The 23,370-nt window shown below is 41.0% G+C and carries 26 protein-coding genes and 1 other RNA gene; 14 read left to right on the forward strand and 13 right to left on the reverse strand.

What is annotated here, in order from left to right:
* Positions 1 to 89 precede the first annotated feature (89 nt).
* On the forward strand, positions 90 to 635 hold the full coding sequence (yobW, locus tag BSU_19110; protein ID NP_389792.1) for a mother cell-specific membrane sporulation protein: 546 nt from the start codon (positions 90 to 92) through the stop codon (positions 633 to 635).
* 26 nt (positions 636 to 661) lie between these two features.
* On the opposite strand, the gene czrA is transcribed toward yobW, so the two are convergent.
* Positions 662 to 985, reverse strand: a complete 324-nt coding sequence (gene czrA / locus BSU_19120) for a transcriptional regulator (multiple metal-sensing ArsR-SmtB transcriptional repressor favouring Zn2+) (RefSeq protein ID NP_389793.1) — start codon at positions 983 to 985, stop codon at positions 662 to 664.
* Between the two features lie 193 nt (positions 986 to 1,178).
* Between czrA and yocA the strand changes: the two genes are divergently transcribed.
* On the forward strand, positions 1,179 to 1,856 hold the full coding sequence (gene yocA, locus BSU_19130; protein ID NP_389794.1) for a putative murein fragments glycosidase: 678 nt from the start codon (positions 1,179 to 1,181) through the stop codon (positions 1,854 to 1,856).
* Positions 1,857 to 1,945: 89 nt separating this feature from the next.
* Here the strand turns inward: yocA and yozB are convergent, their stop codons facing one another.
* Entirely contained in the window at positions 1,946 to 2,482 is a 537-nt protein-coding gene (gene yozB, locus BSU_19140; protein ID NP_389795.1) for a putative integral inner membrane protein, read from the reverse strand.
* 136 nt (positions 2,483 to 2,618) lie between these two features.
* Complete coding sequence (gene yocB / locus BSU_19150) at positions 2,619 to 3,401, reverse strand: hypothetical protein (protein NP_389796.1); 783 nt, start codon at positions 3,399 to 3,401, stop codon at positions 2,619 to 2,621.
* A 170-nt stretch (positions 3,402 to 3,571) separates the two neighbouring features.
* On the opposite strand from yocB, the gene yocC reads away from it, so the two are divergent.
* The 5 genes from yocC (at position 3,572) to desR (ending at position 8,180) form a co-directional block, all read left to right on the forward strand.
* A complete protein-coding gene (gene yocC / locus BSU_19160) occupies positions 3,572 to 4,069 on the forward strand; it encodes a hypothetical protein (protein NP_389797.1) in 498 nt (165 codons plus the stop codon).
* A gap of 63 nt (positions 4,070 to 4,132) precedes the next feature.
* Positions 4,133 to 5,110 (forward strand): putative carboxypeptidase; aminoacid adenylate hydrolase (microcin resistance), encoded by a 978-nt coding sequence (gene yocD / locus BSU_19170; RefSeq protein ID NP_389798.1) that lies wholly within the window; start codon positions 4,133 to 4,135, stop codon positions 5,108 to 5,110.
* A gap of 161 nt (positions 5,111 to 5,271) precedes the next feature.
* The gene (gene desE, locus BSU_19180) at positions 5,272 to 6,330 is read left to right on the forward strand and encodes a fatty acid desaturase (protein NP_389799.1); all 1,059 of its coding nucleotides are present in this window, start codon (positions 5,272 to 5,274) and stop codon (positions 6,328 to 6,330) included.
* A 119-nt stretch (positions 6,331 to 6,449) separates the two neighbouring features.
* Positions 6,450 to 7,562, forward strand: a complete 1,113-nt coding sequence (gene desK, locus BSU_19190; protein ID NP_389800.1) for a two-component thermosensor histidine kinase [DesR-DesK] — start codon at positions 6,450 to 6,452, stop codon at positions 7,560 to 7,562.
* Positions 7,563 to 7,580: 18 nt separating this feature from the next.
* Positions 7,581 to 8,180 (forward strand): two-component response regulator [DesK], encoded by a 600-nt coding sequence (gene desR, locus BSU_19200; protein NP_389801.1) that lies wholly within the window; start codon positions 7,581 to 7,583, stop codon positions 8,178 to 8,180.
* Positions 8,181 to 8,774: 594 nt separating this feature from the next.
* Here desR and walL read toward each other — a convergent pair.
* The 6 genes from walL to yocL all read right to left on the reverse strand — a co-directional run bounded on the left by walL (position 8,775) and on the right by yocL (position 13,900).
* Positions 8,775 to 9,638: an exported cell wall lytic enzyme gene (gene walL / locus BSU_19210; protein NP_389802.1), complete on the reverse strand. Its 864-nt coding sequence runs from the start codon at positions 9,636 to 9,638 to the stop codon at positions 8,775 to 8,777.
* 247 nt (positions 9,639 to 9,885) lie between these two features.
* Complete coding sequence (recQ, locus tag BSU_19220) at positions 9,886 to 11,661, reverse strand: ATP-dependent helicase (RefSeq protein ID NP_389803.1); 1,776 nt, start codon at positions 11,659 to 11,661, stop codon at positions 9,886 to 9,888.
* 123 nt (positions 11,662 to 11,784) lie between these two features.
* Positions 11,785 to 11,987, reverse strand: an RNA gene (gene ssrSA, locus BSU_misc_RNA_32) — 6Sa RNA.
* A 238-nt stretch (positions 11,988 to 12,225) separates the two neighbouring features.
* Positions 12,226 to 12,852, reverse strand: coding sequence for an FMN-dependent NADH-azoreductase (gene azoJ / locus BSU_19230; RefSeq protein NP_389804.1), 627 nt, complete (start codon positions 12,850 to 12,852; stop codon positions 12,226 to 12,228).
* A gap of 149 nt (positions 12,853 to 13,001) precedes the next feature.
* The gene (yocK, locus tag BSU_19240; protein NP_389805.2) at positions 13,002 to 13,493 is read right to left on the reverse strand and encodes a putative general stress protein; all 492 of its coding nucleotides are present in this window, start codon (positions 13,491 to 13,493) and stop codon (positions 13,002 to 13,004) included.
* A gap of 74 nt (positions 13,494 to 13,567) precedes the next feature.
* Positions 13,568 to 13,900 (reverse strand): hypothetical protein, encoded by a 333-nt coding sequence (gene yocL, locus BSU_19250; RefSeq protein ID NP_389806.1) that lies wholly within the window; start codon positions 13,898 to 13,900, stop codon positions 13,568 to 13,570.
* A gap of 77 nt (positions 13,901 to 13,977) precedes the next feature.
* Between yocL and yoyB the strand changes: the two genes are divergently transcribed.
* Positions 13,978 to 14,205 carry a hypothetical protein gene (yoyB, locus tag BSU_19259; protein ID YP_003097740.1) on the forward strand — a complete coding sequence of 76 codons (228 nt, stop codon included), beginning with the start codon at positions 13,978 to 13,980 and terminating at the stop codon, positions 14,203 to 14,205.
* On the opposite strand, the gene yocM is transcribed toward yoyB, so the two are convergent.
* Positions 14,192 to 14,668, reverse strand: coding sequence for a putative chaperone (gene yocM / locus BSU_19260; RefSeq protein NP_389808.1), 477 nt, complete (start codon positions 14,666 to 14,668; stop codon positions 14,192 to 14,194). The genes yoyB and yocM overlap by 14 nt on opposite strands.
* Before the next feature lie 66 nt (positions 14,669 to 14,734).
* Here yocM and yozN point away from each other — a divergent pair, with 66 nt between their 5' ends.
* Together yozN and yocN are read left to right on the forward strand one after the other, a co-directional pair.
* Positions 14,735 to 14,998 (forward strand): conserved protein of unknown function (mother cell in sporulation), encoded by a 264-nt coding sequence (gene yozN / locus BSU_19270; RefSeq protein NP_389809.1) that lies wholly within the window; start codon positions 14,735 to 14,737, stop codon positions 14,996 to 14,998.
* 4 nt (positions 14,999 to 15,002) lie between these two features.
* The gene (yocN, locus tag BSU_19280) at positions 15,003 to 15,236 is read left to right on the forward strand and encodes a conserved protein of unknown function (sporulation-related) (protein NP_389810.1); all 234 of its coding nucleotides are present in this window, start codon (positions 15,003 to 15,005) and stop codon (positions 15,234 to 15,236) included.
* A gap of 85 nt (positions 15,237 to 15,321) precedes the next feature.
* On the opposite strand, the gene yozO is transcribed toward yocN, so the two are convergent.
* Positions 15,322 to 15,666, reverse strand: coding sequence for a hypothetical protein (gene yozO, locus BSU_19290; RefSeq protein NP_389811.1), 345 nt, complete (start codon positions 15,664 to 15,666; stop codon positions 15,322 to 15,324).
* Positions 15,667 to 16,022: 356 nt separating this feature from the next.
* On the reverse strand, positions 16,023 to 16,226 hold the full coding sequence (gene yozC / locus BSU_19300; protein NP_389812.1) for a hypothetical protein: 204 nt from the start codon (positions 16,224 to 16,226) through the stop codon (positions 16,023 to 16,025).
* 229 nt (positions 16,227 to 16,455) lie between these two features.
* On the opposite strand from yozC, the gene dhaS reads away from it, so the two are divergent.
* The 3 genes from dhaS (at position 16,456) to sodF (ending at position 20,777) form a co-directional block, all read left to right on the forward strand.
* Positions 16,456 to 17,943 (forward strand): 3-hydroxypropionaldehyde dehydrogenase, encoded by a 1,488-nt coding sequence (dhaS, locus tag BSU_19310; protein ID NP_389813.1) that lies wholly within the window; start codon positions 16,456 to 16,458, stop codon positions 17,941 to 17,943.
* A gap of 100 nt (positions 17,944 to 18,043) precedes the next feature.
* Positions 18,044 to 19,942 carry a squalene-hopene cyclase, sporulenol synthase (spore protection) gene (gene sqhC / locus BSU_19320; RefSeq protein NP_389814.2) on the forward strand — a complete coding sequence of 633 codons (1,899 nt, stop codon included), beginning with the start codon at positions 18,044 to 18,046 and terminating at the stop codon, positions 19,940 to 19,942.
* A complete protein-coding gene (gene sodF, locus BSU_19330; protein NP_389815.1) occupies positions 19,932 to 20,777 on the forward strand; it encodes a superoxide dismutase (Fe2+-dependent) in 846 nt (281 codons plus the stop codon). The genes sqhC and sodF overlap by 11 nt, the downstream gene beginning before the upstream one ends.
* 32 nt (positions 20,778 to 20,809) lie before the next feature.
* Here the strand turns inward: sodF and yocR are convergent, their stop codons facing one another.
* Positions 20,810 to 22,147: a putative sodium-dependent transporter gene (gene yocR / locus BSU_19340; RefSeq protein ID NP_389816.1), complete on the reverse strand. Its 1,338-nt coding sequence runs from the start codon at positions 22,145 to 22,147 to the stop codon at positions 20,810 to 20,812.
* 218 nt (positions 22,148 to 22,365) lie between these two features.
* Here yocR and yocS point away from each other — a divergent pair, with 218 nt between their 5' ends.
* A complete protein-coding gene (gene yocS / locus BSU_19350) occupies positions 22,366 to 23,331 on the forward strand; it encodes a putative sodium-dependent symporter (protein NP_389817.1) in 966 nt (321 codons plus the stop codon).
* Positions 23,332 to 23,370 lie beyond the last annotated feature (39 nt).

The following is a 23,370-nucleotide window of genomic DNA, read 5'->3' on the forward strand; positions in this document are numbered from 1 at the left end:
TTCCCCTTCTTTTTTGTGTTCAGTATTTATTTCAGCTACTATTTCCGACCGGATAAGCATACACTTCTCAACGGAGGGGATTTCACATCATGCATCTTACACTTCAGAGCGTTTATCCTGCCATAATCATCATCTTTTTTCTGTATAAAAAAATTAAAAGGTCCATCGGATACCAGCCGCTGAAGCCCCGCTGGCTGTTCACCCGTATCATTCTTTTCTCGCTGTTTGCTTTTGGACTTTCAATCTTCAGCGCCATTCACCCTTTTTTATATGGATATCTCATTTTGGGCATTCTTGGCGGATGGCTCCTTGTCTTTTTCGCTAAGAAAAACATCTCTTTTGAAAAACGCAGAGGAAAGATCTATTTTCGGACTCATATTTGGGTAGAGGTGATTCTCTTAACTTTATTTCTATCAAGATTTCTGTATCGAGTGACGGAGCTTTATCTTACCTCACCTGATCTAAACCGCCTTGGATCATACAGTCAGTCAATCGGAACGGACCCTCTGACAATTGGCGTCTGTTTTCTGATAGCCGTTTATTATATCGGTTTTTCTTCTTTTATCATCAAGCTCAGCAGAAACGAACTTGAACAGCACGAATACAATAAAGAAAAAGACATCCTTGCCCGCTAACAGCGAGTTAAGCAAGGATGTCTTTTTCAATCATGCTGTGTATGATGGATCATTTGCTGAAGAACATCTAAAACATGTTCATCCTCCGGAGAGTAATAAATCGATGTTCCTTCTCTGCGCGATTTGACAAGCCGGAGATTTTTTAAAAATCTAAGCTGGTGGGACACAGTGGATTGCAGTAAATTCAGCTTTTCTGCAATTCCGTTTACTGCATGCTCACCTTGGGACAATAAATGGAGAATTCTGATTCGGGTAGGATCTGAAAGCGCTTTGAATGTTTGCGCGACTAGAAACAGCGTCTCCTCGTCCAGATCAGCAGCCGATTGTTCCGTTTCTCTAAATTCAGTCATATGTATCACCTTTCTTTATTCATAGTTTTATCTTATAACAAATGCGCTTGAGTGCAAACCAGCCTGCTTGTATTCCATTTCAATCTCATAGTTTAAATTTATGTTTCAAATCAGGTTTTTACTTGGTCTGATATACCCTCTTATGTCATAATAAAAAAGGTCATACTGCTCCAAACATTGAGGGTGAAACACAGTGAAGAAAAAGAGAAAAGGCTGTTTCGCTGCTGCGGGTTTTATGATGATTTTTGTCTTTGTCATCGCCTCTTTTTTATTGGTCCTGCTTTTTTTCAACCGGGATTTAATCAAAAAACTTCCGATCGATACGAAAACGATTGTTTTGGAACGTTTAACCGATTACAAACCCTTGGTGGAAGAAGAGCTTGAAAGCCAAGGACTCTCTAATTATACATCACTCATATTAGGCATGATGTATCAGGAGTCAAAAGGAAAAGGCAATGATCCCATGCAGTCCTCTGAATCTCTGGGGTTAAAACGCAATGAGATAACAGACCCTCAACTCAGTGTTAAACAAGGCATCAAGCAATTTACCCTCATGTACAAGACCGGTAAGGAAAAAGGCGTGGATTTGGATACCATTATTCAAAGCTACAACATGGGGGCAGGTTACATTGATTTTGTAGCTGAACATGGAGGAACGCATACTGAGGAATTGGCAAAACAATACTCCGAGCAGCAAGTCAAAAAAAATCCTGATCTGTATACTTGCGGGGGAAATGCGAAAAATTTCCGCTATCCGTATTGCTACGGTGATTATACGTATGCAGAAAAAGTAAAAGAAAAAACAAAAACTGTTGAAGAATCTTTGCAGGTTGCAACACTTGAAACCATGGAATCCAAGGCTCATGAATAAGAGTCTATCAATTTACTGACAAAAGCCCAAAAATGAATTTGGGCTTTTGCCATGTTTACACGTAAAAAAAGCCATACTGAGTATGGCTTTTAATAATACGGTGAAATCATCAAATATACAATAACGCCTGTAAGGCTTACATACAGCCATAGAGGCATTGTCCATCTCGCAATTTTTTTATGGCGCTCCACCTGCATGCTGAAGCCTCTGATCAGCGTAAACAGCGCAAGCGGCACAATAATTGCAGAAAGGCAGATATGTGTAATTAAAATAAAGAAATAAATCGGGCGCATAATACCTTCTCCGCCATAGAGCGTGTTTTCCGCAATCGAGTGGTACGTCACATAGCAAATCAAAAATAGTAATGTTGTTGTGAACGCAGCCAAAATAAAGCGTTTGTGAGCTTTGATATTTTTCTGTTTAATCATAATCAGCGCGGCCAATAAGAAGATAAACGTAAAGCTATTGAATATCGCATTCAGCATTGGCAAAATGTGAATATTCGCATGGCTGAACTGATCTAATTTAGGCATAAAAAACAGCACTGCGATTAAACCGTTAATCAGAACTGTCAGCGTAAGGACAATCCCCGTGTAATTTTTCGGTTTATTTTCTGTTTGGTTCATTTGGTGACCTCTCCTAATTTGTACTGGCTATCCAAATCGTATGCAAATTCAAAGAAGATGTCAACGGTTTCGATTGCTTCGTCAGAAATTAGACACACTTCAAAGGCCGGAGGCTATTAGCCCCGGCCTGTTAGGTTTACGCCTCTTTTATCAAATGTTCAATGACCTTATGTTCATTTTCATTCAGCAGGTTCTTTTGAATTTTCGAATGAATGGGTTTATTCATATGCTGATCCAAGATATCGGCCGTTTCTTTATCCCCGGCAATAACCATTCGTTCCCATCTTTTCGCGGCAGCTTTTTGATCAAGGCTGGCAGCCAGCCGCTTATACAGTCTCGATTGGTTCTCTGTTACATGTTCCCTCATCCGGTTCTCTTCAAATGGTGGCGCTTTGTCTACAGCGGAATGGCTATTCTTCCAAGACTCATTGATCATATCATACTCATAACGCTCCACCGCCTCAATTTTTCCTAAAACAGTTTCAATAATTTTCACTTCATGCTGCTGAGTTAAAATAAACGCCGTACTTGGGTATGTCTGGCGCAAACCCTTTAGCTGATCCAGGACAGCTGTTTCTTCCCAGTAAAATCTTGTATCTACAGGGACTTGAAGCTTAATAGGTTCCCATATGCCGCTGTCGGAAACAAAAAACACGAGACTGCGGGGCATGTCTTTTCCCATTGCATTCAAGTATTGATTCATTTTAGCCCTGATTCCATCCAGACACTTTTCCTCCTCTGGATCACTAGCTGCCAAATACTCTTTTAATCGGCTGAATCCTGACTTTAGGGCAATCTTCCATTCTCCCCCCTGCTGCTCTGGATCTCTCATGTCTGTATTGAGATACAGAGAGAGAATTTTATCCGGCGGTTCCAATTGGACATACTGTAATTTGTTAATCAATGAATCAATCGCCATTCCGATTCCTCCTTTTTCACAGGTTAGTTTTCTTTTTCCTCTCTTAAAAACGATCAAACCTGACTTTCCGCTAATTTCTAGTAATAATGGAATTGTTGTTTACAATACGCCTCTCTTCTAATACAATTGGTAACTGTGTTTCTAAGCTGTTTTTTGAAAGGAGTTTGATCTTGTTTACTGTTAAAGAAAAAAATCGTCAAGAGCTTGAGGAAGAACTAAATGATTTAGAATTTCAAATTTATCGCATGCAGGAGAATATGAAGGATTTATCTAAAGATGCCAAAGTGCTTGGTATTGATCAATCGAAACATGATGAGTGGATGATTGTTTCCTCGATTGATGATGGCCAAACATGCAAAATTATGCTAACTGATTGTAAAACGGCATACCGAGGAAAAGGCTGTTTTTCACTTGTAGCGTCTTACAAGGACGATGCCATTCATATAGGGGATATAAAAGGCCCTCCGAATCACGGGTTTGGCTCCATTTGCATGAAATATTTAAAAGATATTGCAAGAGACCATAATATACCGAAAGTCACCGGAGACATCGCCAAACGGGATTGGAATCATGTAGACCGGCTGATTCACTTTTATGAAAAACATCACTTCAAAGTATGTATCGATCATGATACCCAATCCGGCAGCATTAAGTGGGTTGATTTGTAAAAAAGTCTGGAAGAAAGAGCCAAGATATGCTGTAATGGTATAAAACCATTGATGGAGGGTTCTATGTACGCCTCAAAACTGAAAAAGGGAGACGAAATCCGGATCGTGTCTCCCGCGACCAGCATGTCTATATTATCAAATGAAGCAAAAATCCAAGCAAAAACGGCGTTAGAACGCTTAGGTTATCGGGTAACCATCGCTGAACACGCAAATGAATGTAACGAATTTGATTCATCCTCTATCGAGTCAAGAGTCCATGATCTGCACGCTGCCTTTTTTGATCCAGGCGTCAAAGCGATTTTAACGACACTCGGAGGGTTTAATTCAAATCAGCTGCTGCGTTATCTTGATTACGAGAAAATCAAACGACATCCAAAAATTCTGTGCGGTTATTCCGATATAACCGCTCTTTGCAACGCTATTTATCAAAAAACGGGTCTTGTTACGTATTCAGGTCCCCACTTCTCAACATTTGCAATGAAAAAAGGACTCGATTATACAGAGGAGTATTTTCTTTCTTGCTGCGCTTCAGACGATCCGTTTGAAATTCACCCCTCAAGTGAGTGGAGCGATGATCGCTGGTTTTTGGATCAAGAAAACAGGCGTTTTTATCCTAATAACGGCCCTGTTGTAATCCAAGAAGGTTATGCGGAAGGTACTTTAATTGGCGGAAACTTATGCACGCTTAATTTGCTGCAGGGAACGGAGTATTTTCCCGAAACAGAACATACTATTTTATTGATTGAAGATGATTATATGTCAGACATCCATATGTTTGACCGCGATCTGCAATCACTCATCCACCTCCCCGCTTTTTCACATGTAAAGGCGATTTTGATCGGCAGATTTCAGAAAGCATCAAACGTATCAATAGATCTTGTAAAAGCCATGATCGAAACAAAAAAAGAATTATCCGGCATCCCGATCATCGCAAATATAAATGCCGGACATACCTCGCCAATTGCCACGTTCCCTATAGGAGGAACATGCAGGATTGAAGCTATTTCGGGTACATCACGAATATGGATTGATAAACATTAATCAGCTTGTAAATTTTTTTACAAGCTTTTTTAGCGCAATCGGCTATGCATGCCGCACGAGACATGACAAATGTCATATAGGAGGCATGATGTGTGCTACTACAAAAGACTTCTCTCATTAGCGTATACTGAACCGAGACACACAATGAGAGGATACTTACTATGACTGAACAAACCATTGCACATAAACAAAAACAGCTGACAAAGCAAGTCGCTGCATTTGCTCAGCCTGAAACAAAAAACAGCCTGATTCAGCTTTTAAACACGTTTATCCCATTCTTCGGCCTATGGTTTCTTGCTTATCTCAGCCTCGATGTCTCCTATCTTCTTACGTTAGCATTAACGGTGATTGCCGCAGGTTTTCTGACAAGAATTTTTATCATCTTCCATGACTGCTGCCATCAATCTTTTTTCAAACAAAAACGCTATAACCACATTCTCGGTTTTCTGACAGGTGTCCTGACTTTATTCCCGTATCTTCAATGGCAGCACAGCCATTCGATTCATCATGCAACTAGCAGCAATCTGGATAAACGCGGAACAGGAGACATCTGGATGTTAACAGTAAACGAATATAAAGCTGCATCCAGACGAACAAAGCTTGCATACAGACTTTATAGAAACCCGTTTATCATGTTTATTCTCGGACCGATTTATGTTTTTCTGATCACGAACCGTTTTAACAAAAAAGGCGCAAGACGCAAGGAACGTGTAAACACATACCTTACGAATCTGGCAATTGTCGCGTTGGCTGCCGCTTGCTGTCTGATCTTTGGCTGGCAATCGTTTTTACTGGTGCAAGGCCCGATATTTCTGATTTCAGGTTCAATCGGTGTTTGGCTGTTTTATGTGCAGCATACCTTTGAAGATTCTTATTTTGAAGCGGATGAAAACTGGAGCTACGTTCAGGCTGCTGTTGAAGGCAGCTCATTTTATAAACTCCCGAAACTGCTTCAATGGCTAACAGGCAATATTGGTTACCACCACGTTCATCATTTGAGTCCAAAGGTGCCTAACTATAAGCTTGAAGTTGCTCATGAACATCACGAACCATTAAAAAACGTACCGACAATCACCTTAAAAACAAGCCTGCAATCACTTGCGTTCCGTCTATGGGATGAAGATAACAAACAGTTTGTGTCATTTCGGGCTATAAAACATATACCTGTAAGCCTTCCGCCTGATTCACCAGAAAAACAGAAGCTGCGGAAGAATGCCTGATGATAAAGGAGGTCTTCTAATATACTAGAAGGCTTCCTTTTTATTGTTGGAGGGTGCATTCTGGCTTTCACAATGATAAAGTTACAAGTAAGATGAAAAGCTGAAAATGAGGTAAGATCATGATTAAAAATCATTTTACATTTCAAAAACTAAACGGGATTACGCCCTATATATGGACGATATTTTTCATCCTCCCCTTCTACTTTATATGGAAATCATCATCTACATTTGTTATTATTGTCGGCATCATTTTGACGCTTTTATTTTTTTCGGTATATCGATTTGCTTTTGTCTCAAAAGGCTGGACCATTTATTTGTGGGGATTTTTATTAATTGGCATTTCAACCGCCTCCATTACTCTGTTCAGTTATATTTATTTTGCTTTCTTTATTGCTTATTTTATTGGAAACATTAAGGAACGCGTCCCTTTTCATATTTTATATTATGTCCATTTAATAAGCGCGGCCGTCGCAGCCAATTTCAGTCTCGTATTAAAAAAGGAATTCTTTCTGACACAAATTCCTTTTGTCGTTATTACCCTCATCAGCGCAATTTTATTGCCCTTCAGTATAAAAAGCCGCAAGGAGCGCGAACGACTTGAAGAAAAGCTCGAGGATGCAAATGAACGGATTGCAGAACTGGTAAAATTAGAAGAACGTCAGCGAATTGCCCGCGATCTCCATGATACGCTTGGGCAAAAGCTTTCTCTTATTGGTTTAAAAAGCGACTTAGCAAGAAAATTGATATACAAAGATCCCGAACAAGCAGCTCGTGAACTGAAAAGTGTTCAGCAAACAGCGCGAACTTCTTTAAATGAAGTAAGAAAAATCGTTTCCTCTATGAAGGGCATCCGGCTCAAGGATGAATTGATCAACATCAAACAAATTCTCGAAGCAGCTGACATTATGTTTATCTATGAAGAAGAGAAATGGCCCGAGAATATCTCATTGCTGAATGAAAACATTTTGAGCATGTGCTTAAAGGAAGCTGTCACAAATGTCGTCAAACACAGCCAGGCTAAAACTTGCCGAGTTGACATTCAGCAGCTCTGGAAGGAAGTTGTGATTACAGTGTCTGACGATGGAACATTCAAAGGAGAAGAAAATTCCTTTTCAAAAGGACATGGCTTACTCGGGATGAGAGAACGGCTTGAGTTTGCAAACGGAAGCCTTCACATCGATACCGAAAACGGGACCAAGCTTACCATGGCAATTCCTAATAATTCAAAATAAACATAAAGGATGGCTTATATGATTAGTATATTTATTGCAGAAGATCAGCAAATGCTGCTGGGCGCTTTAGGATCACTTCTAAACCTCGAAGACGATATGGAAGTCGTAGGCAAAGGTACAACCGGCCAAGATGCTGTTGATTTTGTCAAAAAACGCCAGCCTGATGTATGTATTATGGACATTGAAATGCCCGGAAAAACAGGGCTTGAAGCTGCTGAGGAGCTAAAAGATACAGGCTGCAAAATTATCATCTTAACCACCTTCGCCAGACCCGGTTACTTTCAGAGAGCTATTAAAGCTGGCGTTAAAGGCTATTTGTTAAAAGACAGTCCGAGTGAAGAGCTGGCCAACGCCATCCGTAGCGTCATGAACGGAAAACGCATCTATGCACCTGAACTGATGGAGGACTTATACAGCGAAGCTAACCCTCTTACAGATAGAGAAAAAGAAGTGCTCGAACTTGTGGCTGACGGTAAAAACACAAAAGAAATCGCTCAGGAACTCAGCATCAAAAGCGGGACGGTGCGGAATTATATCTCAATGATTCTAGAAAAGCTTGAAGTGAAAAATCGAATTGAAGCCATTACCCGGTCAAAAGAAAAAGGCTGGTTTAAATAAAAAAGGATCTTGGCATCTGCCAGGATCCTTTTTGTTAACCTGAAATTCCCGTTTGAGAACCTCGTCGCAACCAGAATTAAATTGATCCATATCCTCGCTCCTACGCCCGCTGAACGATTGTTTGGTTAACAGCCCAATAAAAGACTGGATTGAATGATATCCCTGTTAAAATGGTCGGCCATTGCACATCAGCAGAATTTCTGATATTGATTATATTGTATTTTCAGTATGACAAAGTTGTGCCACTTCGCTCCCGAAGCTGCCATGCCCAACTGCAAGAGCCTAATATCACAATAAAAAACCGTCTGAAATCAATCCGATTCCGTAAATGGTATCTGCTACATCCAACTGCTTATTATCTGCCAAAAACACCAGCTCGTTTCGCTGATCAAAGATAGTAACAACCAGCTATAAATGTCATGATGCCGAATGTCTCTGTAATGTGGAATCAATCTTTTAACCCGAGAGCCCCTGAATCGCACATAAAGAAAAACGGGACCACTTTCTTTTATCAGCATATGATATAAACAGCTCTAAGCAGAACAAAAAAAGACACAAGCCAAAAGCTTATGTCTTTTATCACAATCTATATTATTAGTTTAAGACTTTAACACTTACAGTTTTGACGCCCCAATTAGAAGCATCACTTTTACTTGGTACAAATACGTCGATTTTATTTCCTTTAATAGCGCCGCCAGTGTCTGCTGCTGTTGCTTCCCCGTAGCCTTCAACATAGACTTTAGAACCTAGCGGAATTACATTAGGATCAACCGCAATAACTTTCGCGTTCGGGTTCTTATTTAAGTCAATGCCTGTAGCTGTAACGCCGGAAATGCCGCCGTCGTTAGCAGTGTAAGCAGTAGCAGTAACTGTTAGTTCTTTTGAAGCTTCTTGATTATTTGTATTTGATTGAACAGCCTTCTCCTCTGTGTTAACAGAAGTTTCTGCCTCAGCCTTTGTTTCTTGTTTAGGTTGCTGTTGTACAGCTTCTTGTTTAGGTTGCTCTTTTTGCACAGCCTCTTGTTTTGGCGCAGCTTGAGGTGCGTTTGTTTGCGCATTCTCAGTAGCTGTGTTTGCTGCTGTTGCCTGACCTTTTACTGAAAGAGTTGATCCAGCATAGATCATGTCAGAGCTTAAGTTATTCCAAACTTTCAGGTTGTTGACTGTCGTGCCGAATTTTTGAGCAATCTTAGAAAGCGTATCTCCCGCTTTAATTGTATATTGCCCAGTCGTGGTTGTTTCTTCTGAAGAAATGGTCAGTTTTTCTCCTGCAATGATTTTATCAGAAGTTAACTTGTTCCATTCTTTTAAGTCCTTTAGGTTCACTCCATTTTTCTGAGAGATTCCCCAGAGCGTATCACCCTTTTGCACCGTAATTTCTTTTGCAGAAGCGTGAGCTCCGAATGCAGTTGTTGAAAGTGCAGCAACTGCCACAAAGGACATAATCGTCTTCTTCATAAGTAAATCCTCCCTTGTTAGCTTTTTATTGGCGGCTAACAGGTGATATCGTAACACACGTAAATGTCAAATCAATAACAAAAAGATATGATTTAGATTACAGTTCCTTTACATGAAGGATTTCTCTCTGATGGAAAGACTTGCTGAACCCTTGATATAATAGGCTTCGCAGGTCTTTTTATTTTGAGGCGAAACAGAGAAAATAAAATGTGTTTTTTATAGAAAAAAAGATTGTTTTTCTGTTTTTTTAGTCTGTCATCCTTGCATAAGCCTGTATTTCTTGTAAAAAAAGCCGGCCGTATTTTGCTCTTTTTTGTTCTCCGACTCCTTTTATAGACAAAAGTTCATCATCATTTACGGGCTGTTTTCCTGACATTTCTTTTAACGTTTGGTCAGAGAAAACAACAAATGGCGGAACACCCTGCTCAGCCGCAATTTCTTTCCGAACCATGCGCAATCGTTCAAATAGCTCGTCATTTTCAGTAATCGCTGCCGCTTTTAACGCTTCTTTTCTCGCTACTGATAATTCTCCTTTCAGCACATTCCTTCCTTTACTGCTGACAAAAAGAGTCGGAAACGTTCCGTCTGACATCCTGATGAAGTCGTCAGAAATAAGAAATTCGATAAAATCACTGATTTCGCCAACGGATTGGTGTTTTAATATCCCGTATGTTGAAAGGTCGGAAAAGCCGTTTTCAAGAACTTTTTTATTTTTGGAGCCGGCAAGCACCTGGGCAACCATCGTCTTGCCAAACCGTTCTTTCATGCGAATGATACAAGATAAGACCATTTGCGCCTCCCGCGTCACGTCATGGGCCGCTCTTGTATCGGTACAGTTTCCGCACTGTCCGCACGCATCAGGCTCCTTTTCTCCGAAATACATAAGGATAAAACGCTGCAGACAATCTTCCGTATGACAGTAGTCGACCATTTGTCTCAGCTTTTTTAAATCCTGCTTTTGTTTCTCTTCATGTTCTGATTGCTCAATTAAGAAGCGCTGCACCATAATATCCTGCGGTGAAAACAGGAGAACACATTCACTGGCAAGACCGTCCCGTCCAGCTCGTCCTGCCTCTTGATAATAGCTTTCCATATCTTTCGGGATTTGTGCATGCAGAACAAATCTGATATTTGATTTATCAATACCCATTCCAAAAGCAGAGGTTGCCACCATCACTTGAAGCTCATCATTAAGAAATCTTTCCTGCTGCTCTTTTCTCACATCATCAGCCAAACCTCCATGATACCGGCCTGCCCTGACCTGATTTCGTTTCAATCTCTCATATATCCGATCAGCTTCTTTTCTGGTCGCTGTATAGACAATTCCTGCTTCATGCCTGTTGTTTTGCACATATTCGTCTATAAACCGATCTTTATTTTCTCCTTTTACTACTTTAAAGGTTAAATTCTCTCGGGAAAATCCGGTATATACCGTGTTTTCTTTTTGAATATGCAGCTGTTTGCAAATATCATCATGAACCTCGGGTGTGGCTGTTGCTGTTAACGCCATGATGACAGGCTTGTCGTGTAATTCACGGAACAAGATTTCAATATTCCTGTAGCTTGGCCTGAAATCATGGCCCCATTGAGAAATACAATGCGCCTCGTCTATTGCGACCAAAGGAACATCTATGCCCTGCAAAATCCGGATAAACTCTATGGACGTTAGTCGCTCTGGTGTAATGTAAAAAAGCTTATAAGCCCCTTCTTTGAGTCCGTTCAGCCTCTCATATATTTCCTGATTGGATTGTGTGCTGTTAATGTAGGCGGCGTTAATCCCCGCTTCTTCTAACGCATCAACTTGATCCTTCATCAAGGAAATCAACGGTGAAATGACGATCGTCGTCCCTTCAAACATTAATGCCGGAATCTGATAGCAAATCGATTTGCCGCCTCCCGTCGGCATAATGCAGGCCGTATTTTGCCTCGCTTCCGTCACCAAGCGGATCGCTTCATCTTGGCCGCTCCGAAACTTCTCATAACCAAAATAATGAGCCAGAAGGGATTGGGCTCTATGTAACATAACGTGTAAACCTCGCTTTTCCTTGAATTTCTCCCATCATATCATAAAAAAGCGGCCTTCATTTCTTTCACACAAAAATGGAATATTCACTATACCAAACCTTTTTAGATAAAATAAAAAGCCATTTCCGAAAAGGAAATGGCTTTCGCTACGTCTTGCCGTATGCAAGTAAGAAAGTTTTAAACCACCACTCCTCAAAGTGGGTGTTTGCAGAAACGTTCCTGTCGTCCTCTGCAATGGAGGCATGACATTCCGGCTTCGATATAAAACTCCCTATTACAGCTTAAAGGTTAAAACTTAATTAACAATACGCACAAAGTAGCTTCTTTAATATAGTACACCATCAGGCGCTTTTAATCAAGAGGTCAGAACAATTGTTTAGAAAAACTTTTTCCAGTGAATAAAACTGTTTTTTCTCCAAAATACCTGACAATTCGACAAACAAAAAATATATTACAATAAAAAAAATAGCCTTTATTGCTAAAAGCGAATGATTATTTTCTTCTATATTAATGTGTATATACAAAAAGACTCCTATTTGTAACGATAGGAGTCTTGGCTTTATTAGAATTTTGCAGCAAGATCTTTTGCTTCTTGTAAACCTTTTTCAACGATTTCTTGCGCTTGATCAGGTGCTGCGTTATGTCCTTCGATGACAACTGTGTGCAAGTCTTGAACACCCCAGAAACCAAGAACTGTTTTCATGAAGTTTAATGACATTTCAAGTGCAGCCATTGGTCCTTCTGAGTAGACACCGCCGCGAGCGTTAAGAAGCGCAACTTTTTTGCCGCCCATTAAACCGACTGGTCCTTCTTGTGTGTATTTGAATGTAACGCCTGCGCGAGACAGATAATCAACATAAGTATGAAGCACTGCTGGCACTGTGAAGTTCCAAAGCGGGAATGCGAAAACAACTTTGTCAGCTTTTACAAACTGGTTCAGATATTTGTCAGCAATTGCTGCTTGTTTTTTCTCATCTTCTGTCATTTCCATTCCTTGACCTGCTTTAAATGTTCCGTTAATCATATCTCTGCCAAGGTAAGGAAGGTTTTCCTTATGAAGATCTAATTCAACCACTTCATCATTAGGGTTGTTTTCTTTATAAGCAGCTAAGAAAGCTTCGTAAAGTTTAGTTGAAACGCCTTCTTCAGCTGTACGGTCGCTTGATTTTACAAATAAAACTGTAGACATTTGTATTCCTCCCGGTAAACTTTTTATATTTACTTACAAATAGTATGTTACTTTCTTTTTTACGTAAAGTCAATCACTTTATTTTGAATATGAGATTTTTTTTCAAAAAAAGCAAGTACATCTAATATCGGTGTACTTGCTTGGCATTTTTACTTCGAATCTTGTTCACGATCCAAGATTTCATACGTCTGCGAGCTTTTTTGATCAATTGTTTCTTTGTTGGATAAGTCTTTTACCTGTTCATGAAACTCTCTTTCATAAGAAGGAGCATCTGTCTCCAGATCATCCTCCACATCAGCTTGGGCCTCAACTGTCATTCTTGCATAAGGAACAGCTTCAAGTCTTTCGTAAGGAATCTCTTGGCCGGTTTTTTCACACACGCCATAAGTTCCGTCTTTCATCTTTTGTAATGCACGGTTGACCTCCTCTAACAGCTCCCGGTCAATCTCTTTCACTGTTTGGTCTGTCATCCGGTCTGTGACGAGCGTCCCGTGGTCTGCCATATGGTTGTCAACCCCATTGGAAAGCTCCCCCACTTCTTCCGTCATTGATTCTGTTTCCTTTTTCTCGCCAGACAATTCTTTTTGCATATCGAGCAATTTATGATAGAGATGCTGTGTTTGTTCTTTTGTCAGTGCCATGTATATCCTCTCCTTTCTATCCTGTTTCCCGTTTTGCCTTCTGTCAAACATGGAAACATCGATGGAAAGATGAGCTACTGCCTTTTTGAACGGATCGTGACCGCTGGCGTCGATGGTGCTTCGGGTTTTCGTTGGCACTTTTTGTCCTTCTCTTCTGGCGGTATATAATAGGTTGCGCCTATATTTAATCTGCCGCTCAGTTCATCAATGGTCAGCTCGCCGAATTCAAGATGATAGTCAACTTTTTCGACATTCAGCGTTTCAATATGTATATAGGTTTCTTCAGACTCTTGTTTGCTGCTTTGTTTTTGTTTCTCAATCACTGAGAGTCTTTCTTCACATTCACGCAGTTTGTCAAGTTCTGGTTTCAAGCAATGCCTGATCAGCGACCGGAACATTTTTTTCATGACATCACGACCCTTTGCATACTCCTCTTTCGTCTACATATATAATGAGGTATATCCCATAGAAAGGAGAGGTTTTCATGCTTCCGACTAACATCAATATTTCTCATCTCAAGACTAACTCGATAGGCACCGGCTCATCCCTTACCTTTGGTTCTGCGGAGTTAAGGAACAGGTGCTCTGCTATCAAAAGAAATAACGGTTTTGGGGAACAAAATGCAGATGGTATTGTTATGGTCATTCCGATTGAATCAATTGATGACCGTGATGTGTCAGATGCACTCAGTATGAAAATCAATCATCAATAACAATGGTTTTCGCTTGACCTTCGTCTTTTTGAATAGTGATGTATAGGATTCCGTCTTTAAAAATGGCATTCATCTTTCCATGAAGATGATCGGAAAGCGGAATTTTCTTTTCAAAACTTCCGTATTTCCCTTCTTTTTGGCGAAAGTCCTGTTCATTAAAATAGGAAAAGCGCTGCCCCTTCACCACTAAATAATCTCCGTACGATAATATGTGAACGTCTTGTTTACGGTAGCCTGGAAGATAAATTAAAAACTGCACTTCCGCAACGGTATCTACAATATCCATGCTCGGAAATGAAGCATCTCCTTTCCCTCGCTGATCTTGCTGCGCAAACGGAAACGGAGATTGGCCATTTGTCATAAAAGGGGTTTTTTGGTCTTCATCAAATACCTGTTTCCAAAAGTCACCGCCGTACATCTGCTGTGCGAATTCCATCCACTGCTTCATCTTTTCGAAATCCATTTGAAGCCCCCTGTCTTAACATACTTTATAACCGCCAGCATACAACTATAGAAAGGAGGTTTGCCTGTGGTTCAACCAACTCCGTATATCAATATTAATATTTTCATGCTGAAAATTAATTCCTTTGAAAATGCTTCAGCGGTTAACGTAGGACAAAATTTATTGGCAGAATGGCAAAATTCAGATAAAAAAAATCAAGGCTACGGACAGAATTTTGGAGATGCGAGCGGATTTATGGGCACGAGAAGCCATGTGGATGACAGAGACCAAATTGATTCTCCGGCCTCTTTTGAAAGTGAAGCGGTTAACTCCTCAATCAAAAGGAAGTGATGAGATGTTCTTTTCACCCTCCGTCGTAAATGTCGGCGGATTTAAAATCAATACGATGGATCGAGGTTCCTCTTTAACACTCGGTCCGTATCAGCAGGTCGATTACTTTTTATCAGCTAAAATAAATCAAGGGTTTGGAGAAGAAAATGGCGACTTTACTCCTCTTGTCGTGCCGATTTCAAATGTATTAGATGCAGATCTTGTTGATTCGAACTCAGCGAAAAACAGTGTGGTGTAATAAGAACAGGGCGCACATGCCCTGTTCTTGTTTTTATATATAAAAAAAGCCTAACCATTTTTTGAACGGCTGGCTCATCAAATATTCAGCTGCACAAATGCTTTGTCAGCACCGCCTGAACCTCGCTTAAATCGGTGTCTTTCGCAAATTCTAATTCGAAAGTTTTGCTTCTTGTCATCAATAAAAGCCCAGTGTCCGGATCAAACATTCCCGCTTCTTGGATGGCAAAGCTTTCAATTGTTTTATATGGAAGAAATACACGAACCTTCTTTTTAGAAAACATTTTATTGTCAAAGAAAATGATCCGCTTATTTGTAAAGCAAATTTGGTCCACTCGGAGCTTATAAATCGATTCAATTCTTTCCCCTTCAACGAGCAAAGCCTCAAGCTTCTTTGCGTCCGTTGATCTGCTAACAGAAAAAATACCCAATGAAGAACCCCTCTTTCTGCATTTATCTATTTGTTTTATCATTCACTACATAAAAATAAGTCCTTTATCCCTATATAAGAATACGACATAGAAGACATTTAAACCATTACGAACAGATTACATTTTTCAAATTTTTGATTTGTTTTTTGGCTTTTAAGCTGTTGTCATCAAGTAATACGCACATATAGAGAAAAAAGTTTCAATATTCAGCAATGTTTTTATAAAAAAGTGGTTTTTAATGATTTTTTTAATTTTGTTTTATATTTCCTGTTTTAACCACAAAAAAACCGCAGCTGAGCTGCGGTTTTATGTATCGACTGCTTTTAACAAAATCTGTTTGATGCTTCAAGGAAGCATTACATCTCTTCGAAGTATTCTTTATAATAGCCGCCGACTTTATTCGTATTGTCGACCACAAAGAGAAACTCCTCTGTTTCATTTTTTACTTCATATTCTTTTCCCGGCGTTAAAACGCGGTTTACGATATATTTTTTTGCGTTTGTCTGCACACACTTTACTTTTTTAATGGTTTCTTTTTCAAGCCAATTTTTATGAATCATGATGAAATCTCCTTTTCTTATCTATAAGCTTATTGTAGCTTTTTTCTTTTGTAAATTGCAATATCGGTTATTCATTGATTTTGCCTTGATTTCTATTATAGAATGTTTGTATACGCTTACGTTTGAAGCAACTATCACAGCTTATTTCTGCTATTCAATCCAGGAATCAATGTGCTATCACCAAGAATCTCAGAACAGACCATAAAAAATGACTGGAGGTTTGTTACGGATGAGTTCTTTAACGATGCAAGTGACGAAAAGGCTGGAGACATTTTTACAGGGAACAAAGAAGCTTTATATTGACGGAAAGTTTGTTCCGAGTGCCTCAGGGGCAACCTTTGACACTCCAAACCCGGCGACCGGCGAAACCTTGATGACGCTGTATGAAGCCCAGGCTGCGGATGTGGACAAAGCTGTTAAAGCTGCCCGGAAAGCCTTTGACCAAGGTGAATGGAGAACAATGTCTCCAGCTTCGAGAAGCAGACTGATGTATAAGCTGGCAGACTTAATGGAAGAGCATAAAACTGAGCTTGCTCAGCTTGAAACACTTGATAATGGGAAACCGATCAATGAAACGACTAATGGAGATATTCCGCTGGCTATTGAGCATATGCGCTATTACGCCGGCTGGTGTACAAAAATAACAGGACAGACGATTCCGGTTTCCGGCGCTTATTTTAATTATACGCGTCATGAGCCTGTCGGTGTCGTCGGCCAGATCATTCCATGGAATTTCCCGCTCCTGATGGCGATGTGGAAAATGGGCGCGGCACTTGCAACAGGCTGTACAATCGTCCTCAAACCGGCTGAACAAACACCGCTTTCAGCTCTTTATTTGGCAGAATTAATTGACCAAGCCGGTTTCCCTGCCGGTGTAATCAACATCATCCCAGGATTCGGTGAAGATGCGGGAGAAGCGCTGACGAACCACGAAGCGGTTGATAAAATTGCCTTTACCGGTTCCACTGAAATCGGAAAGAAAATCATGTCCACCGCAGCGAAAAGCATTAAGCGTGTGACATTGGAGCTGGGCGGAAAATCGCCTAATATTCTTCTGCCGGATGCGAATTTAAAAAAAGCCATCCCGGGCGCTTTAAACGGTGTGATGTTTAACCAGGGCCAAGTCTGCTGTGCGGGCTCACGTGTCTTCATTCATAAAGACCAATATGATGAAGTTGTTGATGAAATGGCATCCTATGCTGAGTCACTCCGCCAAGGAGCGGGACTTCATAAAGATACTCAAATCGGGCCTCTCGTAAGCAAGGAACAGCATGAGCGCGTTCTTTCCTATATTCAAAAAGGAAAAGATGAAGGAGCAAAAGCAGTGACCGGCGGAAGCTGTCCTTTTGAAGCAGGATATTTTGTCGCACCGACTGTGTTTGCGAATGTTGAAGACGAAATGACCATCGCAAAAGAAGAAATTTTCGGACCCGTGCTGACTGCAATTCCGTACGAAACAGTCGATGAAGTTATTGAACGGGCAAACCATTCAGAATATGGGCTTGCAGCCGGACTATGGACAGAGAACGTCAAGCAGGCTCACTATATCGCGGACCGACTTCAAGCCGGAACCGTTTGGGTCAACTGCTATAATGTGTTTGACGCGGCGTCTCCATTTGGCGGTTATAAACAGTCAGGACTCGGACGAGAAATGGGATCATATGCCTTGGATAATTACACAGAAGTCAAAAGTGTATGGGTAAACCTTGAAGACTAACATGTATGTTTAAAAAACTGCTGCCTGCCAGCAGTTTTTTTCTTTCTGTAATGGCAGTAAAAGACGCTGAATATATATGCTTCTGAAGGAGTTGAGCGTGATGGGCACACTTCAGGAGAAAGTGAGGCGTTTTCAAAAGAAAACCATTACCGAGTTAAGAGACAGGCAAAATGCTGATGGTTCATGGACATTTTGCTTTGAAGGACCAATCATGACAAATTCCTTTTTTATTTTGCTCCTTACCTCACTAGATGAAGGCGAAAATGAAAAAGAACTGATATCATCCCTTGCAGCCGGCATTCATGCAAAACAGCAGCCAGACGGCACATTTATCAACTATCCCGATGAAACGCGCGGAAATCTAACGGCTACCGTCCAAGGATATGTCGGGATGCTGGCTTCAGGATGTTTTCACAGAACTGAGCCGCACATGAAGAAAGCTGAACAATTTATCATCTCACATGGCGGTTTGAGACATGTTCATTTTATGACAAAATGGATGCTTGCCGCGAACGGGCTTTATCCTTGGCCTGCTTTGTATTTACCATTATCACTCATGGCGCTCCCCCCAACATTGCCGATTCATTTCTATCAGTTCAGCTCATATGCCCGTATTCATTTTGCTCCTATGGCTGTAACACTCAATCAGCGATTTGTCCTTATTAACCGCAATATTTCATCTCTTCACCATCTCGATCCGCACATGACAAAAAATCCTTTCACTTGGCTTCGGTCTGATGCTTTCGAAGAAAGAGATCTCACGTCTATTTTGTTACATTGGAAACGCGTTTTTCATGCACCATTTGCTTTTCAGCAGCTGGGCCTACAGACAGCTAAAACGTATATGCTGGACCGGATTGAAAAAGATGGAACATTATACAGCTATGCGAGCGCAACCATATATATGGTTTACAGCCTTCTGTCACTTGGTGTGTCACGCTATTCTCCTATTATCAGGAGGGCGATTACCGGCATTAAATCACTGGTGACTAAATGCAACGGGATTCCTTATCTGGAAAACTCTACTTCAACTGTTTGGGATACAGCTTTAATAAGCTATGCCCTTCAAAAAAATGGTGTGACCGAAACGGATGGCTCTGTTACAAAAGCAGCCGACTTTTTGCTAGAACGCCAGCATACCAAAATAGCAGATTGGTCTGTCAAAAATCCAAATTCAGTTCCTGGCGGCTGGGGGTTTTCAAACATTAATACAAATAACCCTGACTGTGACGACACTACAGCCGTTTTAAAGGCGATTCCCCGCAATCATTCTCCTGCAGCATGGGAGCGGGGGGTATCTTGGCTTTTATCGATGCAAAACAATGACGGCGGATTTTCTGCTTTCGAAAAAAATGTGAACCATCCACTGATCCGCCTTCTGCCGCTTGAATCCGCCGAGGACGCTGCAGTTGACCCTTCAACCGCCGACCTCACCGGACGTGTACTGCACTTTTTAGGCGAGAAAGTTGGCTTCACAGAAAAACATCAACATATTCAACGCGCAGTGAAGTGGCTTTTCGAACATCAGGAACAAAATGGGTCTTGGTACGGCAGATGGGGTGTTTGCTACATTTACGGCACTTGGGCTGCTCTTACTGGTATGCATGCATGCGGGGTTGACCGAAAGCATCCCGGTATACAAAAGGCTCTGCGTTGGCTCAAATCCATACAAAATGATGACGGAAGCTGGGGAGAATCCTGCAAAAGCGCCGAAATCAAAACATATGTACCGCTTCATAGAGGAACCATTGTACAAACGGCCTGGGCTTTAGACGCTTTGCTCACATATGAAAATTCCGAACATCCGTCTGTTGTGAAAGGCATGCAATACCTTACCGACAGCAGTTCGCATAGCGCCGATAGCCTCGCGTATCCAGCAGGGATCGGATTGCCGAAGCAATTTTATATTCGCTATCACAGTTATCCATATGTATTCTCTTTGCTGGCTGTCGGGAAGTATTTAGATTCTATTGAAAAGGAGACAGCAAATGAAACGTGAATCTTATCAAGCGGAGATGTTCAATTGGTGTGAAGCCCTGAAAGATCAGATTCAAAAGCGAGGTCAGCTTGACCAGTTTGAAGATCAAATCGACAAGATGATTGAGGCTCTGGAAGATGACCAAACAACAGAAGAAGATTGGTATAAACAGGCCGCTGCCCTTTATCGGGATATTACAGAATCAGATGATACAAGTGAAAGACGCGCTTATGTCCCTATAGGGAAACACGTGCTGCCAAAGCTTCCTTACAAATACTCCGCCTTAGAACCTTATATATCACGCGATATTATGATCCTTCATCATACAAAACATCATCAAAGCTATGTCGATGGCCTGAACAAAGCAGAATCAGAGCTTAAAAAAGCGAGAGCGACAAAGAATTATGACTTAATCACTCATTGGGAAAGAGAGCTTGCGTTCCATGGAGCAGGCCATTATTTGCATAGTATTTTTTGGTTTTCTATGCATCCAAACGGAAAACGGCGTCCTACAGGGGCATTGTTCCAAATGATAGACCTTTCATTTGGAAGCTATTCCGCTTTTAAAGAACATTTTACCCAGGCCTCTAAAAAAGTGGAAGGCGTCGGCTGGGCCATTCTGGTCTGGGCACCTCGATCAGGACGGCTGGAGATTTTAACGGCAGAAAAACACCAGCTCTTTAGCCAATGGGATGTGATCCCCCTTTTACCGCTTGACGTATGGGAGCATGCCTACTATTTGCAATACAAAAATGACCGGGCCAGCTATGTCGATCACTGGTGGAATGTCGTGGATTGGCGCGAGGCTGAAAAACGTTTTGAGCAGGCAAAAGAAGTCGTTTGGAAGCTCTATTAAAAAAAGCCCCCTTTCCTCGGGGGCTTCGTGTGTTAAAAAATACCTATCACATGCAAAAACACGATGATGATGGCAACAGGAGATAGATATCGAATGAGCAGCAGCCAAACCGCAAACCACTTTCGTTTGAGATTGGAACCGCTTTTCAGCTCGTCAAACAAATCCTGTTTCGGTATTTTTAGCGGAACAAAAATCGAAATCAGTAACGCACCTAACGGCATTAAAATATTGCTCACAAGATAGTCAGCCGCATCAAAAATAGACAGATGAAATATAGTGACGTCACTTAAGACACCGTATGATAATGCAGACGGCACACCGACAATAAAAATAGCAATACCGCCTAACCAAGCGAATCGTTTTCTCTTATTGATATCGCCTTTCGACAGTACTGCGACCAAAATTTCCAGCATTGAAAAAGCAGATGTCAATGCAGCAAATAAAAATAGAAGTAAAAATGCTAATAAAAAGATAATTCCGAACGGCATTTGATTAAACACAGTCGGCAGAACGTTAAATAACAGAACCGGGCCTTGGTCTGGCTTGAGGCCGAATGAAAATACAGCTGGAAAAATCGCAATTCCGGCCATTACAGCAACAAGCATGTTCATAACAGTTACAGATACAGCGGACTGTACCAGATTTTCCTGTTTCTCTAAATAAGCGCTATACGTTACCATGACAGATACACCGACACTTAATAAGAAAAAGGATTGTCCCATTGCATATAAAATGGTATTGGCATCAATTGCAGTTAAATCAGGCATGAGGAAAAATTTGATTCCTTCCATCGCGCCATCAAGTGTAACCGAACGCACCATTAAAATGATGAATAATAGAAAAAGCGCCGGCATTAATACTTGGCTTGCTTTTTCAATTCCGCTGCTTACCCCTTTTGCAACAACTAAAATTGTTACCACCATAAAGAGCAGCTGGCCTCCTACAGCCAAATAAGGATTTGAAATGGTACTTGCAAATATCGTATCAAAACCAGATGTTTGCGATAAACCGCCAGTGAAGCCTTTTATAATATAAATTAAAATCCATCCGCCTACGACACTGTAGAAAGATAGAAGAATAAAGCACGTCACCATGCCTAAATAACCGATCCAATGCCACTTCGTTCCTGGAGCAAGTGTTTTATAGGACTGAACGGCATCTTTCTGTGTTCTTCTGCCTATGATGAATTCACCTAACAATAAAGGCAGTCCGATTAAAACCGTAAATAAAATAAAAATAAGTAAAAATGCGCCTCCTCCGCTGGTTCCGGCAACATATGGGAATTTCCATATCGCACCAAGCCCGATAGCTGATCCTGCCGCGGCTAAAATAAAGCCGAGCTTCGAAGACCATTGATTTGCTTCCTTCACCGTATCACTCCTATTTGATCTAACCATTATAAAGGTTCATTGTAAGAATATCTTCCTATATAGTCAAGAACATTTTAATTAGTTTACATCATATATCTATAGACATCTGCCAAAAACTAATATTGAATTATTCAGAAAATTATTTATAATAAGAGAATGTTATGAAATTTGTAAGAATTTCTGCTGAAGTTCTTGATAAGTGTGTTAGGAGTGTTTTTATGGACATCATTAGAAAAATAAGCCATTTTGCAGGACAAACCTTTGGCATATGGGTCATTGTTTTTGCAGTGCTGGGATTTTCTTTCCCATCTTTATTTACGTGGATCAGTTCTTATATTACGATTTTTCTCGGCATTATCATGTTTGGGATGGGCCTTACACTGCAAGCCGATGATTTCAAAGAGCTGGTCAGAAAGCCTTGGCAAGTTATTATTGGAGTAATAGCTCAGTATACGATCATGCCGCTCGTTGCTTTCGGCCTCGCATTTGGGCTTCATCTTCCAGCTGAAATCGCAGTTGGTGTTATTCTTGTCGGCTGCTGTCCCGGGGGAACTGCATCTAATGTTATGACATTCTTAGCAAAAGGAAATACTGCCCTTTCTGTTGCGGTTACGACAATTTCTACCTTATTGGCACCTGTTGTAACACCGTTGTTGATTATGCTGTTTGCCAAAGAATGGCTTCCTGTCTCGCCGGGGTCTTTGTTTATCTCAATCTTACAGGCGGTTTTATTTCCGATCATTGCAGGTCTGATTGTCAAAATGTTTTTCAGAAAACAAGTGGCAAAAGCCGTACATGCCCTTCCGCTTGTTTCTGTCATTGGCATCGTTGCGATTGTCTCAGCTGTCGTCAGCGGCAATCGGGAAAATCTGCTTCAATCGGGGTTGCTCATTTTTTCAGTTGTTATCCTGCATAACGGTATCGGTTATTTACTGGGGTTTCTTTGTGCAAAGCTTTTAAAAATGGATTACCCGTCTCAAAAAGCGATTGCAATCGAAGTCGGCATGCAAAACTCCGGGCTTGGGGCTGCACTTGCCACGGCTCATTTCTCACCGCTATCTGCCGTACCAAGCGCAATATTCAGTGTGTGGCATAACCTTTCAGGTTCTATGCTTGCAACATATTGGTCAAAAAAAGTGAAAAAGAAGCAAGCTGGATCCAAAAGCAGCAATCTATCACTTTAAATATGCATCAAAAAGGGTACATCACTTTATCGTGATGTA

Source organism: Bacillus subtilis subsp. subtilis str. 168, assembly GCF_000009045.1.
In the GTDB taxonomy this organism is placed as follows: domain Bacteria; phylum Bacillota; class Bacilli; order Bacillales; family Bacillaceae; genus Bacillus; species Bacillus subtilis.

What these genes read in the sequence shown, in the direction of transcription:
- yocM (NP_389808.1), bottom strand. Translation starts at nt 14,668, where the DNA reads ATGGATTTCGAAAAGATGAAGCAGTGGATGGAATTCGCACAGCAGATG.
- azoJ (NP_389804.1), bottom strand. Translation starts at nt 12,852, where the DNA reads ATGTCTACAGTTTTATTTGTAAAATCAAGCGACCGTACAGCTGAAGAA.
- recQ (NP_389803.1), bottom strand. Translation starts at nt 11,661, where the DNA reads ATGTTACATAGAGCCCAATCCCTTCTGGCTCATTATTTTGGTTATGAG.
- dhaS (NP_389813.1), top strand. Translation starts at nt 16,456, where the DNA reads ATGAGTTCTTTAACGATGCAAGTGACGAAAAGGCTGGAGACATTTTTA.
- yobW (NP_389792.1), top strand. Translation starts at nt 90, where the DNA reads ATGCATCTTACACTTCAGAGCGTTTATCCTGCCATAATCATCATCTTT.
- desK (NP_389800.1), top strand. Translation starts at nt 6,450, where the DNA reads ATGATTAAAAATCATTTTACATTTCAAAAACTAAACGGGATTACGCCC.
- yoyB (YP_003097740.1), top strand. Translation starts at nt 13,978, where the DNA reads ATGCTTCCGACTAACATCAATATTTCTCATCTCAAGACTAACTCGATA.
- sqhC (NP_389814.2), top strand. Translation starts at nt 18,044, where the DNA reads ATGGGCACACTTCAGGAGAAAGTGAGGCGTTTTCAAAAGAAAACCATT.
- yozC (NP_389812.1), bottom strand. Translation starts at nt 16,226, where the DNA reads ATGATTCATAAAAATTGGCTTGAAAAAGAAACCATTAAAAAAGTAAAG.
- walL (NP_389802.1), bottom strand. Translation starts at nt 9,638, where the DNA reads ATGAAGAAGACGATTATGTCCTTTGTGGCAGTTGCTGCACTTTCAACA.
- yocN (NP_389810.1), top strand. Translation starts at nt 15,003, where the DNA reads ATGTTCTTTTCACCCTCCGTCGTAAATGTCGGCGGATTTAAAATCAAT.
- yozB (NP_389795.1), bottom strand. Translation starts at nt 2,482, where the DNA reads ATGAACCAAACAGAAAATAAACCGAAAAATTACACGGGGATTGTCCTT.
- desE (NP_389799.1), top strand. Translation starts at nt 5,272, where the DNA reads ATGACTGAACAAACCATTGCACATAAACAAAAACAGCTGACAAAGCAA.
- yocL (NP_389806.1), bottom strand. Translation starts at nt 13,900, where the DNA reads ATGAAAAAAATGTTCCGGTCGCTGATCAGGCATTGCTTGAAACCAGAA.
- yocB (NP_389796.1), bottom strand. Translation starts at nt 3,401, where the DNA reads ATGGCGATTGATTCATTGATTAACAAATTACAGTATGTCCAATTGGAA.
- sodF (NP_389815.1), top strand. Translation starts at nt 19,932, where the DNA reads ATGAAACGTGAATCTTATCAAGCGGAGATGTTCAATTGGTGTGAAGCC.
- yocD (NP_389798.1), top strand. Translation starts at nt 4,133, where the DNA reads ATGTACGCCTCAAAACTGAAAAAGGGAGACGAAATCCGGATCGTGTCT.
- desR (NP_389801.1), top strand. Translation starts at nt 7,581, where the DNA reads ATGATTAGTATATTTATTGCAGAAGATCAGCAAATGCTGCTGGGCGCT.
- yocS (NP_389817.1), top strand. Translation starts at nt 22,366, where the DNA reads ATGGACATCATTAGAAAAATAAGCCATTTTGCAGGACAAACCTTTGGC.
- czrA (NP_389793.1), bottom strand. Translation starts at nt 985, where the DNA reads ATGACTGAATTTAGAGAAACGGAACAATCGGCTGCTGATCTGGACGAG.
- yocK (NP_389805.2), bottom strand. Translation starts at nt 13,493, where the DNA reads ATGGCACTGACAAAAGAACAAACACAGCATCTCTATCATAAATTGCTC.